Here is a 13889-nt window from a genome sequence, read left to right on the forward strand (position 1 = left end):
CTTATCGCCTTAATGATAATTACAGCTGCAAAAATACCAAAACCCTATCACGTAATCATTTTATTTATGCTGATGTTTTGCTTTGGGCACACGCAGGCCCAAAGTATTTTTAATAAACGGGTTTCCGTAAGTTTTGACCGCGCCCGTTTAGCCGATGTTTTACAAGCGGTAAGCAAAAAGGGCGAGTTTAATTTTTCTTATAATGCCAAATTGCTGCCGCAGGATAGCCTCGTGAGCATCGCCGTGGATAATCAAACGGTATCGGAGGTTTTGGGCTCACTTTTACATGATAAATATGAGCTCCAGGAGTATAAAGGATACCTCGTGATAACCGGGCGACTGCCTTACCTGTCGTTAGTGAATACGGATATTACCAATGATAATAATAACAATTACTCCATAAGCGGCCTGGTAGTTAACGAGCGTACAGGCGAGCGGCTGATGAATGCCAGTGTTTACGTTAAGGAGCAGCTGGTATCTGTTTTAACAGATGAGCACGGTTACTTCCGCATTAAATTCAGGGCTGATAATCCGGGGCGGATCAGTCTTACGGCGAGTAAGTTAGCGTACAGGGATACTTCCATTAATTTCCTGCAAACGGTATCGATAAGCAGCCGCTTTAAGCCGGATGTTTATGACAATACAATAAGCCGGAACAACCGGGTTGAAAGAACCGGTATGGGCCGTTTGTTCATATCGGCCAAACAGCGGATCCAGAGTTTAAACATTCCTGATTTTTTTGCTAAACGGCCGTTCCAGGTATCTTTAACGCCGGGGCTTAGCTCACATGGTATGTTTAGTCCGCAGGTGGTTAATAAGTTTTCATTGAATATTGCCGGAGGTTATACTGCAGGGGTGAACGGCTTTGAGTTTGGAGGCCTGTTCAACATCAATAAAATGGATGCCAAATATGTGCAGCTGGCTACGGTTTTCAATTTGGTAGGAGGAAAGGTTACCGGCATCCAGGTTGCCGGGGTGCACAACCGGGCTTTAGATACCGTAAGGGGCATCCAGGCAGCCGGGTTTATCAACAAGGCCGAAAGCACGGTTGAAGGGTTGCAGTTAGCGTCATTAAACAATAGTGCGCATAAGCTAAAGGGATTACAAATAGGTTTGGTAAACACTGTTGATACCTCGTCGGGAGCGAGCATCGGGTTGGTAAATATCATCGGTAACGGGTTTTATAAGGTTTCTTTAACAACCAATGATGTTACCAATACCAATGTTTCGCTTAAAACGGGCACGCATAATTTTTACAGTACTTTGCTTATCGGTACCAATATTTCGCCCGGCAACAAACTGCATTCATTTGGTTTAGGTATCGGGCATGATTTTATGCTGAGCAATAGTTTTTATGTTTCGGCCGAAATGGCATACCAGGCTGCCTACACAGGCTTGTGGGACGACCGCTGGCTCCAGGCCAAGATGTTGCTTAATGTGCAGTTATCCAAATACATCAGCCTGATGGCAGGCCCGGTTTTTAACAGCTACAACCATAGTGGCTCATTCCATTTGGACGGATATAAAAATGTTACCCATATATCCGATTACCCGGAACAAGCTGCCACGGGCCATCAAACCCGCAATTGGGTAGGCTGGGAAGCGGGAGTGGCATTCAATTCGGTTTTTAAACCGATGAAAAAAACAGTGGATAACAGCCGGGCCTGGTATTTGGGAGGGGCGTTAACCGCCGGTTTTGGCTGGGACGATCCCTATAGCAAAGTATATGGTGCAGAGCTTTTTGTTCAGCGCGATTTGGGTGAACACATCTCTGGCATCATAACAACAGGTTATACTTATTTCCCCGTTGATAAAGGATACCCGCCAATTTACGGAGATGGTACTATTAATATTTATGACCAGACACGCAGCATGATACCGTTAAAAGTAGGGGTAAGGCTTAAAACCGGAAGCGCATTTTATATCTCCGGCGATGTGGGTGTGGCCTTTGGTCTGTTCAAGGAGCCTTATTATTCCTTCTCCAATCTTTCTTCTCCACTCGTGTATAAGCCTTATAGGGCCATGATGATTTCGGCAGGAGCGGGCTTTAGCTTTCAGAGTGGTATGGAAACCGGGTTTAAATTTGAAGACTACGGTTTTTACTATAAGCAGTTTGCCCTTAGGTTGGGATACCGGCTTAAGCTAAGCAAATAAAATGTAAGTACCCGCGTAGGGGTAAAACCGCCATTTGTTGTCACATCCTCAAAAAACAACAATGGAAAGGTTTCGCGAAACAGCAATTGTACTGCTGCTGCTTTTTTTACTGGCAGGCATACTCGTTATTATTTATAGCCTGGTGGTGTGGCAGGAGTTTCCTAAAACGCTGGCCATGATTATGCTTTTTGCTTTGGCGCCGCTTAAAAGCTGTATAGCAGGGCTGCGTAAAAAACAGCCGGTTCAGGAGTTTACCTGTGCCGATACCAGGATACTCAAATTTATACTCTTATCTGTTTTCAGCGTTTTCCTGATTGTTGTTTACATCTCCTGCTTGCTCAAAAGCTGGCGGATCATTGCTGTATTGGTATTCGCGTTAAGCGTTTTCACCATTAAAAAAGCTGTAGACCTGCTTCCTGCCGATTAATTGCTACTATCTAAATTATCTATAAATCAAATTACACAACATGAAACATCTTTTTTCATTATTTACCCTGGTTCTCCTTTCTGCTGCTATGGCGCAGGCGCAAAGCAATAATAACAGCTGGCGCGTAGGCTTTGGTATTGATGCCGGGGTATCAACTTCTGATGCTTTTAAATACGCGCTTGGCGGGGACATTCGCATACAAAAAGATTTTAACCAGCGTGTTTCAGGAACGCTTACTACCGGTTTCAGTCATTTTTTTGAGAAAGACCACTTTGCCAATTATACCCAATACGGCAGCCCCTATAATGTGATCCCTGTAAAGCTGGGTGTAAAATACTTTGTGGGCGATAATTTGTACTTAGGTGGAGAGGCCGGCGCTGGTTTTGCTTTCGAGCAGTGGGGAACATCGTTCCTGTGGGCGCCTTCGGTGGGCATGGCGTTTAAAAATGGTATCGACTTAAGCCTTAAGTACGAGGAGTATACCAAAGATAAAGCCACCAAAACCCTTGGCTTGCGATTGGCTTACGGTTTCGGTGCCCGGAGCATGACGGCCCACAAAAAAGCGGGGAGCACGACCAATGATGGTGAAACAGAACTTGGTGTAAGCTTTAACCCGGGCTCTGATATTAATTCGTCCGACAATAAGACTCTGGGGGGAGATATAACACTTTATAAACCGCTTACCAACAATTTGGTTGCTACTTTTTCGGTGGGATATACGCACATGAACAGGCAATACTATTCAACCTATGGTATTATGGACAATAACGGAAATGTGTACTATAACAACAACGTTTCGGTGCGCAATGTAGTGCCGGTTAAGGTTGGTTTGCGGCTGTTTTTAGGCGATGTGTTTTACCTCGGCGGTGAAGCGGGTGTTGGTTTTGCATCTAAAAGGAACACCTCATTTATTTATACCCCTTCGCTTGGGTTCAAATTTAAAAATGGTATTGATATCGGTGCTAAATATGATAATTACGGCAACCGCCTTATCCAGGATGCAATATCGCTTAAATTAGGGTATCACTTTAAACTTTAATACCGGCTTAAGAAAGCAGAAACGGCGCTATGTTTATCATAACGCCGTTTCTGCTTTCTTAAGCTATATCAATTTCAGTTCGATCGCCATCTTGAGGAGGTGCGTCAAGCGCTTTTACCGGCTCAAGTCCGGAGGCATATCCAAACAAGCGGCGCTCTTTGATTATAGTAGCTACCTCGGCAGGCACAAATTCTTCCCAGCCATCGGCACCCATTTTTATCAGCTGCAGCACATTGTCGGTTTCAACGTTAAGGTTGTTTTCGTTATAATGCCTGATATCTTCTATTTTATTGTTGGCAATCAGGTAGCGGTACAAATCTATCAGGTGTGGCGGCAGATAAAAACGCAGGCAATTCCAGATTATGCCATCGCGCAGGGTAGGGTATATGAACAGTTTTACCTTACGGCTAAACAGCGTAGCGAACGATTCCAAAATACCACCCGGCAAATCTTTATAATGCTCTTCAGAGAAAATATACTCCAGGTTGGGAAAGCCAAGCACCACGCCCATTTTAAGTTTGGTGATCTTTGAAAGATAGGCCACCAGCTTATAGTATTCGTGGAAGTTGGAGATCATTACCGTTTGCCCCAGCGAGCCAAGGATGTCTACCCGGTCAAGAAAATCCTTCTCATCGATATCGGCATTGATATCGGCGTTACGTTCTTTAAGGGCCTGCAGGGTAAGCTCGGTAACAACAACAACATTTTCCTTGTCAACGTCCGATTCCTGCAGAAACTGCTTAACCCCGGTGTTCAGCATATCCATATGAACGTTGATAACCGGGCGGAAACGGCCGCGCACCATTACGATATGCTTCTTGTACAATACCTCTGATGGCTGCAGGTTTTTACCGTCGGGCCCAAACAGGGCAGCATCCGAAAAGCCGTATTTTACCAGGTGAAGGCTCATCAGCCGGTTATCAACTTTGGTAAAGTTTGGCCCTTCAAAGCGGATCATGTCTATCTGGATCCTGTCGCGCGAGAGGTTATCCATCAGCGAAAGCAGGAATACCGGAGGGATCTCATTGTAATAAAAGCAGGCATACATCAGGTTTACACCCAGGATGCCCACAGCCTGCTGCTGCAGGTTATTATCGTTATCCAACAGGTTAACGTGGATCACCACGTCATTATAATTTCCGTTTGGCTCCAGCTGAAAGCGTACGCCCATCCAGCCATGGCCTTCGTTGGTTTTATTGTAGTTAAGGGCTGATACAGTATCTGCGAAAGCAAAAAAAGTTGATGTGTTGCCGCGCTGAGCACCAAGACGCTCAATGATGAGGCCATATTCATGGCTAAGCATGGCCATCAGCCGCGGCTCGCTTACATAACGGCGGGATTGCTGCACCCCATAAATGGCATCTGAAAAAAGCATGTCATAGGCCGACATGGTTTTGGCTATGGTGCCGGATGATGCTCCGGCTTTAAAAAAGTTTGCTGCTACGTCCTGCCCTGCACCTATTTCGGCAAATGAGCCATAAATTTCGGGGTTAAGATTAATGGCCAGCGCTTTTTGTTTGGTCCCAATATCTTTATTGTGAATGGCATTCATACCCATTGAATTATTATAATTTACTGCTACCAGTAGTATAACCTTGCTAAGAAGACCTAAAATTACACTTTTTTAAACGATGGCGTGTTAAGAATGTATTACAAAATAAACGAAGTCCCATTTTATTACTTTCAGAAAATAAATTCATGTGTTTTTGACAGGTTATCGGAGTGTGGCAAGATCTTGATAGTCTGTGTAGTTCATTAAATTGAAATCCCGAAAAAAAATCAAAAAACACTTGCGTAGTTAAATGGCTACATTTATATTTGTAGTCAAATAGCTACACGATGAATTTAAGACGAGATGTATTTCAAGCCATAGCCGACCCAACCCGCAGGGCTATCCTGTTGCTGGTTGCCACACAAGCCATGACAGCCGGCGTAATAGCTTCAAACTTTGATACCGCGAGGCCCACAGTTTCCAAACACCTGCAAATACTTACCGAGTGCGAATTGCTTAAACAGGAGCAAAACGGCAGGGAGATCTATTATCATATTAATGCAGAAAAAATGAAAGACGTAGCCGACTTTATTGAACCCTTCCGCGCAATGTGGGAAGACCGTTTCAACAAATTAGAAACCATAATGAAAAACTATAAAGGCAAATAGCATGGAAAAGAAAACAAAAATTGATGCCGAAAACGGCAAACAGGACTTAACCATAACAAGGGTATTTGATTTACCGGTCGAGCTGCTTTTTAAAGCCTATGTAGAGCCCGAAATTGTTGAGCAATGGATGGGGACAAAAGTATTGAAGCTTGAAAATAAAAAACACGGCAGCTGGCAGTTTGAAACAACAGATGTACATGGAAATGTAGTGTTTAAGGCTAACGGAACGATCCATGAGTTTGTACCGGGCCATAAGATCACCCGCACATTTGAAATGGATAATGCCCCTTTTGATGTGCAGCTGGAGTTCCTTGAATTTGAAAAACTTACCGATGATACCAGTAAGCTCAACATGCATGTAGTGTACAGAACGGCAGAACTCAGGGATCAGATGCTGAAGCTGCCTTTTGCCTATGGCATAAACATGGCGCATAACCGCCTGCAGGAAGTATTAAACAAATTGAAATAACAGCGCATTATGAAACGGAATAAAATTATTTATTGGATTGCCACCATCTGGCTTGCATTAGGGATGCTGTCGACCGGGGCGGTACAATTAATGAAAGCCAAAGCAGGGGCAGGAGGGCTCGACAGTGTTGCTCATTTGGGCTATCCGGCCTATTTTCTGACTATATTAGGTATTTGGAAAGTTTTAGGCGTTATAGCAGTGCTTATCCCTAAATTTCCGGTAGTGAAGGAATGGGCTTATGCAGGTTTTTTCTTTGCTATGTCGGGCGCAATATTTTCGCATATTGCATCAGGAAATGTGGTGGCTGAAATATTTCCTGCACTATTGTTGCTGGTACTTACTGTAATATCATGGTATTTCAGACCGGCTGACAGAAAGATTATCCTGGTTAATCAATAATAAACAACATGAACCCTAAGGTTGATTTTTATTTTAATAAAGCCGAAAAATGGCAGAAAGAAATAGAGCAATTGAGAATGATTGTTCTTGATTGCGGGTTAACTGAAGAATTGAAGTGGGGCTGCCCCTGTTATACGTATCGGGAAAGCAACATTGTTTTAATTCATGTGTTTAAAGAATATTGTGCGCTTTTATTTTTCAAGGGCGCGCTGTTAAGCGACACCCACAATATCCTCATTCAGCAAACAGAGAATGTACAGGCTGCACGCCAGATCCGGTTTACCAACGTTGAGGAGATAGTAGAGTTGAGGACTACGCTGAAAACCTATATTTATGAAGCTGTTGAGGTGGAGAAAGCGGGTTTAAAGGTAAACTTAAAAAAGACCGATGAGTTTACGGTAGCTGAAGAGTTTCAACATAAGTTAGATGCGATCCCCGCTCTCAGAACGGCTTTTGAAGCATTAACGCCCGGGCGGCAAAAGGCGTACCTGCTTCACTTTTTGCAGGCTAAACAATCCTCAACACGTGAGGCGAGAGTTGAAAAATGGATACCGCAGATTCTTAACGGAAAAGGGTTGAATGATGAGTGATACAGACTTCGCACTAAGAAAAAAGTTCGGGATTGTGTGATTCCCTCCTTTGGGAGGGTGTAGGGAGGGGTTTCACCGACCGACCTATTCGTATGGAATGGCGCATAAACCCCTCCCTGCCACAGCTCATTCCCAACACACCCCTCCCAAGGGAGGGAATAAAAAAATTCTGAACGCCTAAACCCGATATCCTAAATTATTAAACCACAATCATTAATAAAATGAAGCTATCATCAGAACAGCAGGGAGAACTCCTTGGTATATTAAAAAACCGTTTTGAGAAAAACATGAACCGCCATACCGGTATGGAATGGGCTAAAGTAGAAGCAAAGCTGCAAGCCAGCCCTGAAAAACTATGGTCGCTCAATGAAATGGAAATTACCGGAGGCGAACCGGATGTTATTGCCTGTGATAAAAGTACAGGCGAGTATGTTTTTTATGATTGCATTGCAGAAAGCCCCAAAGGCCGCAGAAGTGTTTGCTACGATCATGAAGCCCTGGAAGCAAGGAAAGAACATAAGCCAGGAAACAGCGCTGTTGAAATGGCGCGCGATATGGGCATTGAGCTTTTAACGGAAGAACAATACCGGGAACTGCAAAAACATGGAAAGTTTGATACCAAAACATCCAGCTGGATAAAGACACCTGCCGGTATCAGGAAACTTGGCGGCGCCATCTTTGCCGATTTCCGCTACGGCACTATTTTTATTTACCACAACGGTGCCGAATCATATTATGCCGCCCGGGGGTTCAGGGGGGCGTTGAGGGTTTGATTTTTTACTTGAGGGAGTGGCTTGCTTTGGTAACTTATTTCCCAAATAGGATTCGGGGATGGGTTCATCTAAAACCTTGTTCTTCCGAAGTTAAAATCGGACGGTCGGGTAGGGGTAAATAAAGTGACGCGACGTAATTTTGCATGAGGGTTAAAGAGGTTTTCGCCCAGCGTTTTTATATCCTGTTCCGTGAGCAGGCCGGGTTTGCCCTCCCATTGCCAATAGCGTTTACTGTCAAAATCTACGTGCAGGCTACCTAAGTAGTACTTTTCAAAATCCTGCCCTAAATTGAGCACATATTCATCCGTTTTAAACCGGCTGTTCATTTCTTCACGCTCCAGTGCGGCTTTATAATCAGCATCAATCAATTCCTTATAGAAATATAACTTCTCAAGACGCCCCGATTTAATGTCAGGCGGTTTTTTGGATTGCAGTAAAAACGGGCTTATATAAATTTCCTGTTCACCGTTTTCTGTTTGAATGCTAATGGTGTTAAAAGTGAGCATCTGTTTAGGTTTATCAGTTGTTTATGCAATTGAATCTTTTTACCCGAATATAATATTTTTGTTTTAGTAAACGGCAGTATAAACCGCTCTGAATGATTATGCTATGTGATTTGGGTGGATATTATAAGAAGATCAAAACGTTTCGCCGGATAATCTGTAGTTAGTTTATTTACTGATATGGTGGCAGAGAACACAACCTTGATTGTAAGTGCATTTTCAGGACTTGCAGGTGCTTTTTATTATTAGTAACTCCCAGGTTAAGAGCTTATGAAATCTTCATCAAATAATAAAAGCAAATGGCCGAATAAACCATTTGCTTTGCAAATTGAATTATTCAGCCATTTAAATTGCGTTGTGCAACAGCGCTTTTGATTTCAGCCGCTTATTTTCAATAAAAAACGAATTGGGGCCTATTTATAATCAGGGTTTTGGATCAATACGCCCCCGCTCTTGTCAATTTCAGTTTGCGGCAGCGGCCAATGGTAAAACTTATCCTCAAAATGATAATTAATGAGGCTGGTTTTTACAGCATTAAGTACCGGGCCCGCAATGTGCCATCTTAGCAAGTCATAATGGCGCAGGCCTTCAAAAGCCAGCTCAATGCGGCGCTCATGCCTGATCCGTTCGCGCATCTGATCTTTGGTATATCCGGCCGGATAAGGCGGCATATTTACACGTGCACGCAAATCGGCCATGGCTTTATAAACTGTGGCATCCGGGCCTGCAATTTCATTTTGAGCCTCTGCGTACATTAGCATTACTTCGCCTAAGCGCAGTACAACTGCATCCTGCTGGCTGAGGGTTGAAAAACCATAAGGCATATTATTAGGCTCCAGGAATTTGATGGTTCCGTAACCTGTAGGCCTGAGGTTTGAGGGATGGTAAACCTTGCCCGGGCCAAAATTAACAGAATCGGCATACACCGTTTTTGCCAGTCTTGGATCACGGTTGTTAAACTGGTTTTTGGTATCGGTTAATGGAGATGTTCCATAAGGCTGCCCATCGGTACATTCAAAGGCATCCACCATATTTTGCAACGGTGCGCAGGCATCCCAGTCGCCATAGTACAGATCCCAGGGTGCTGTATTGTTTGGCGCCAGGAAGTTAATAGAGAAGATGATTTCGGTATTATTTTTCTGGGTAGCATCCCTGAAGATATCCTCAAAATTAGCACTCAGTTTGTATTGGCCCATCAGGTCAAGGCAAAGGTCCCTTACCTGGGTAAGCAAGGCGGGATCTGCAGTGCCGGTGTTGCCAAATGCTGCAAATAACAAAACCCTGGCCTTTAAAGCTTTTGCAGACGAAGCCGCTGCATGGCCTCCATTAGCATAGTAAGCCGCCGTGTTCAAATTGGATATACTATAATCCAGGTCGGTAGTGATCTGAGCGAGTACTTGTGCGGCAGGTACTTTAGGCTGCTTTTGATTGCTCAGGTCAAGCGGTTGCAGCACCAGCGGCACATCGCCATAGATACTGTATAGCTGGAAGTAGAAAAAGGCCCTGGTAAATCTCACCTCGCCTTCGTATACTTTTTTTTGCGCATCAGATATATCCGAACCTTTATAAGTACCCAGGTTTTGCAGGAAAAGATTTACCCGCGCAATACCGGTGTAACTATCGTTATAAATACCGGTTTCGTAGCCGCCGGTAGTAGGGTTAAAGTTACCCTGCACAAAGTCCTTCGAGCTGCCCGAATTAAACTGGTTATAGCCGTTATCGGTAAAGCAATCCCTGAAGCCAATGCCTACGGCAAATTCTTCGGGCTGAAGGGAAGCATAAACAGCGGCCAAAGCTTCGTCAAAATCGGCTTTCGATTTGTAGAAGGTTGAAGTGGCTATCTGATCCGAGGGATTCAGATCGAGGGACTTTTTACATGCGCCTAAAAACAGCGATGTAATTAATATGATGGTTATTATAATTCGATTTTTCATGTGGCTAATTAAAAAGAGACATTCAGACCAAAAGAGTATATTTTGTTTTGCGGATATTGTACCTGGTCGCCGCTGCCATAACGCTCAGGATCAAGGCCTTTGAACTTGGTTATGGTTAATAAATTATCGCCGGCAAAATAAACCCTTAACCTGTTGATCCCTATCTTTTTGGTGATCTGTGACGGAATAGTATAACCAAACACCAGGTTTTTAAGCCTTAAATATGAAGCATCCTGCAGAAAATAAGTAGACCGACGACCGATCTTATCCGGCGCACTTTGACCGAAATAAATGCGCGGCATGGTGGTTGAAGGATGTTCTGGCGTCCAGGCGTTTAGCCAATCGGTAGTTGGCGAAGCTCCTTGTACAAAAGGGATAGTGCCCCAACCGGATACGTATGATTTAACGCCGTAAACACCCTGCATCATGGCCGACAGGTCAAAGCCTTTAAAGCTGGCCGATGAGTTGAATGAGTAATTTAACTTTGGATAAACACCGCCGATAATGGTACGGTCATTCTGATCAATTTTACCATCGCCGTTTACATCTTTATATTTCAGATCACCCGGCAAGGTAGAATCAGAAAACTGTTTAGGAGAATTGGCCACCTCTGCTGCCGACTGGAATATACCGATAACCTGCAGCATATAGAATGAATTCCATGGCTGCCCGTTTTGGTTAATGGTATAATCTCCGATTTCGGTTTGACCAAATTTAACCAGCTTATTGCGATTATGATCAACGTTAACACCTACGTTATAGGCAAAGCCGCTTAAAGCACCATCACGTACCACGTTATTGTATGACAAGCCAAGCTCAATGCCCCTGTTATTAACCACGCCATCATTAATGATAGGCGCGCTTAAGCCTACAATTGCGGTAACCTGAGCTTGCCTTAAAATATCAGATGTGGTTTTATTATACCAGTCGGCAGTTAAATTAAAGTTTTTGAAAATGGTAACATCCAAACCAATATCGGTCATGGTGGTAGTTTCCCATTTTATAACCGGATTATTCAGTGCCTGTTGAGCTACACCTGTTGTTAATGTTGAATTATCGAAAGAATAATTTCCGGTCAAATTCAACAAGGCCTGGTAGGGATAATTACCCACATTTTGGTTACCCAATTGCCCCCATGATCCTCTAAGTTTAAAATTATCCAGCCAGGTTAGGTTCAGTGCTTTTACAAAAGGCTCTTCGGTGGCACGCCAGCCTGCCGAAAATGATGGAAACACGCCCCATTTATTTTTACCGTCAAATCTTGAACTTCCGTCATCACGGATATTGCCTTCTAACAAATAGCGGCCTTTGTAATCATAATTTAAACGTCCGAAGTACGACATTAAAGCCCACTGATTTGATGTGCCATAAGCATTTTGTATATCTGAACCTCCTGCATTCAGCTCCTGTAAATCCAGATCAGGAAAGTTTTTGCGATATCCCTGTAAGTATTGGTATTTACTTTGCTCAATGCTATAACCAAATTGTGCCTTAACATTATGCCCGTGAAAGTTATGTGCATAATTTAAGTAGCTGTATAAATTGGTATAAACGGTTTGTTCGTCCTGGTCGGTTAAACCTTTACCAAGGTCAAGGGATGTTGCCAGTTGATTTGTCTTGAAGTTATACTCATCCAGGGTGGCTTTAAAATCCTTGTATTTATCCATATTAAAGTTTACAGCACCTTTGGTATACCAGGAAATGTCTTTGTTAAACTGAACTTCAAACCAGCCCTGTGCATTTACAGCGTAATCATTAGTGATCCTCCTGAAGTTTTGATCCAGTACGGCTATAGGGTTTTTGTTGTTATACTCAAAATCATACGCTTTGTAAGTGTACCTGCCGCTGCCATCAGTTAAGTAAGGACCGTAGGTAGGTGCTTGTGACATGGCAGAAAGGAAAAGGTCCATAGATGAACCATCCCATTGGCTGGGTGATGAAGGATTGCCGGCCACAGCACCCCTCGTGCCTGATTTCAGCAATACGTTAGTGCCAAATTTTATATGATCATTGATTTTTGAAGTTAAATTGATACGCGCATTATAGCGTTTATAATCAAAGCCCCTTTCAATACCTTCCTGGTTAACATATCCCAATGATACATTATACGTGGTTTTGTCATTACCGCCGCTAAATGTCAGGTTGTGATTTTGTGTTGGGGCAGTCCTGAATATCAGGCTTAGCCAATCGGTATTGGGGTAATGGAGTTTGTCTGTACTGTTGCGGTACAGATCGATCTGATCCTGCGGATAAAGGGAGTTCGGATCTGTTGTTCCGCTGTTAATACGGGCCTGGTTAAACATCTCCATGTACTGGGCGGAGTTGGTTACCAGTTTAAACATCTTGGTAGGGCTATAAAAACCCACATTACCATCATAAGTAACCGACATTTGCCCGGCTTTACCTTGTTTGGTTGTCACCAATACCACGCCATTGGCAGCCCTTGATCCGTATATAGATGCAGAAGCCGCATCTTTCAGAACCGATACATTGTCGATATCGGTTGGGTTAAGATCGCTAAAATTGCCAGGAACGCCATCGATCAACACCAATGGATCTGAACCCGCGCCGCTAAATGTACTGTTACCGCGGATCCGGATAGATACGCTTTCATTCCCCGGTTCGCCGGAGCCGGTGTTGATCTGCACACCCGGGGCCAGGCCTTCCAGCATAGAAGCCGGATTAACAACTGGGCGTTTGTTCAGCGTTTCTCCGGTTACAGATGATACGGCACCAGTAAGGTTCACTTTCTTTTGTGTACCGTAACCCACCACCACAATTTCGTTAAGTGCCGACGTTTGCTCTTTTAAAACCACGTCGATACGGGTTTGATTACCAACAGGTATCTCCTGGCTAACAAAGCCTATGAAGCTGAACACCAGTACCGCATTGTTACTGGCTACTGATACCTTATAGCTGCCGTCGATACCGGTTTGGGCGCCAATGTTAGTACCTTTTACTTTAATGGTAACGCCCGGCAATGGCACACCTTTTTCGTCCTTTACCTGGCCTGCTATAATAATATCCTGCACAGGGCCGGCTTCAACCGGTTTTGGAGTAACCACAATGGTATTATTATTAATTACGTAGCTAAAGGGCTGGTCTTTAAAACATTGTTTCAATACCTCGCTTAAATCGGAATTTTGCAGATGAACATTAACGGGCACTGCCTTTTTCAACATTTTGGCATTGTAAAAGATACTGAAGCCGCTTTGCTGGTGAATTTCCTTTAAGGTTTCGACAAGGGAAGCGTTGCTTTTGTCAAGACTGATCTTTTGTGCAAAGGTAGTTGCAGCACTAACCTGCAATATGGAAACCAAACACAAAAAGAACGACAATTTCATAATCAGAAATAATTTAAGTGGAATGCAGGGCAATTCCCTGCATTTTATTGCAGTAGATTTTTTATACATTTGAATGTTGGGTTAAATAATTGGTTAT

The 13889-nt window shown here is 43.6% G+C and carries 12 protein-coding genes; 8 read left to right on the top strand and 4 right to left on the bottom strand.

Features of this window, described 5'->3' with window-relative positions; translation table 11 throughout:
- The first annotated feature begins 12 nt into the window (after positions 1-12).
- From ACFFGT_RS30365 to ACFFGT_RS30375, 3 genes are all read left to right on the top strand, one after another.
- Positions 13-2154, top strand: coding sequence for a carboxypeptidase-like regulatory domain-containing protein (locus ACFFGT_RS30365; RefSeq protein ID WP_377026277.1), 2142 nt, complete (start codon positions 13-15; stop codon positions 2152-2154).
- Between the two features lie 61 nt (positions 2155-2215).
- Entirely contained in the window at positions 2216-2581 is a 366-nt protein-coding gene (locus ACFFGT_RS30370) for a hypothetical protein (RefSeq protein WP_377026278.1), read from the top strand.
- 40 nt (positions 2582-2621) lie between these two features.
- The gene (locus ACFFGT_RS30375) at positions 2622-3620 is read left to right on the top strand and encodes an outer membrane beta-barrel protein (protein WP_377026279.1); all 999 of its coding nucleotides are present in this window, start codon (positions 2622-2624) and stop codon (positions 3618-3620) included.
- A gap of 58 nt (positions 3621-3678) precedes the next feature.
- Here ACFFGT_RS30375 and ACFFGT_RS30380 read toward each other — a convergent pair whose 3' ends face one another.
- Entirely contained in the window at positions 3679-5172 is a 1494-nt protein-coding gene (locus ACFFGT_RS30380) for a TonB-dependent receptor (RefSeq protein WP_377026280.1), read from the bottom strand.
- A gap of 287 nt (positions 5173-5459) precedes the next feature.
- On the opposite strand from ACFFGT_RS30380, the gene ACFFGT_RS30385 reads away from it, so the two are divergent.
- From ACFFGT_RS30385 to ACFFGT_RS30405, 5 genes are all read left to right on the top strand, one after another.
- Entirely contained in the window at positions 5460-5780 is a 321-nt protein-coding gene (locus tag ACFFGT_RS30385; protein WP_090532792.1) for an ArsR/SmtB family transcription factor, read from the top strand.
- Between the two features lies 1 nt (position 5781).
- Positions 5782-6249: an SRPBCC family protein gene (locus ACFFGT_RS30390; protein ID WP_377026281.1), complete on the top strand. Its 468-nt coding sequence runs from the start codon at positions 5782-5784 to the stop codon at positions 6247-6249.
- 9 nt (positions 6250-6258) lie between these two features.
- Complete coding sequence (locus tag ACFFGT_RS30395) at positions 6259-6648, top strand: DoxX family protein (RefSeq protein ID WP_377026282.1); 390 nt, start codon at positions 6259-6261, stop codon at positions 6646-6648.
- Positions 6649-6656: 8 nt separating this feature from the next.
- The gene (locus tag ACFFGT_RS30400; RefSeq protein ID WP_377026283.1) at positions 6657-7238 is read left to right on the top strand and encodes a YdeI/OmpD-associated family protein; all 582 of its coding nucleotides are present in this window, start codon (positions 6657-6659) and stop codon (positions 7236-7238) included.
- 221 nt (positions 7239-7459) lie between these two features.
- Positions 7460-8011, top strand: a complete 552-nt coding sequence (locus ACFFGT_RS30405; protein ID WP_377026284.1) for a DUF4256 domain-containing protein — start codon at positions 7460-7462, stop codon at positions 8009-8011.
- 68 nt (positions 8012-8079) lie between these two features.
- On the opposite strand, the gene ACFFGT_RS30410 is transcribed toward ACFFGT_RS30405, so the two are convergent.
- The 3 genes from ACFFGT_RS30410 to ACFFGT_RS30420 all read right to left on the bottom strand — a co-directional run bounded on the left by ACFFGT_RS30410 (position 8080) and on the right by ACFFGT_RS30420 (position 13792).
- Positions 8080-8517 (bottom strand): hypothetical protein, encoded by a 438-nt coding sequence (locus ACFFGT_RS30410; protein WP_377026285.1) that lies wholly within the window; start codon positions 8515-8517, stop codon positions 8080-8082.
- Positions 8518-8927: 410 nt separating this feature from the next.
- Complete coding sequence (locus ACFFGT_RS30415; RefSeq protein ID WP_377026286.1) at positions 8928-10448, bottom strand: RagB/SusD family nutrient uptake outer membrane protein; 1521 nt, start codon at positions 10446-10448, stop codon at positions 8928-8930.
- 8 nt (positions 10449-10456) lie between these two features.
- Complete coding sequence (locus ACFFGT_RS30420) at positions 10457-13792, bottom strand: TonB-dependent receptor (RefSeq protein ID WP_377026287.1); 3336 nt, start codon at positions 13790-13792, stop codon at positions 10457-10459.
- Positions 13793-13889 lie beyond the last annotated feature (97 nt).

It is taken from the genome of Mucilaginibacter angelicae (assembly GCF_042434235.1).
Classification (GTDB): Bacteria; Bacteroidota; Bacteroidia; order Sphingobacteriales; family Sphingobacteriaceae; genus Mucilaginibacter; species Mucilaginibacter angelicae.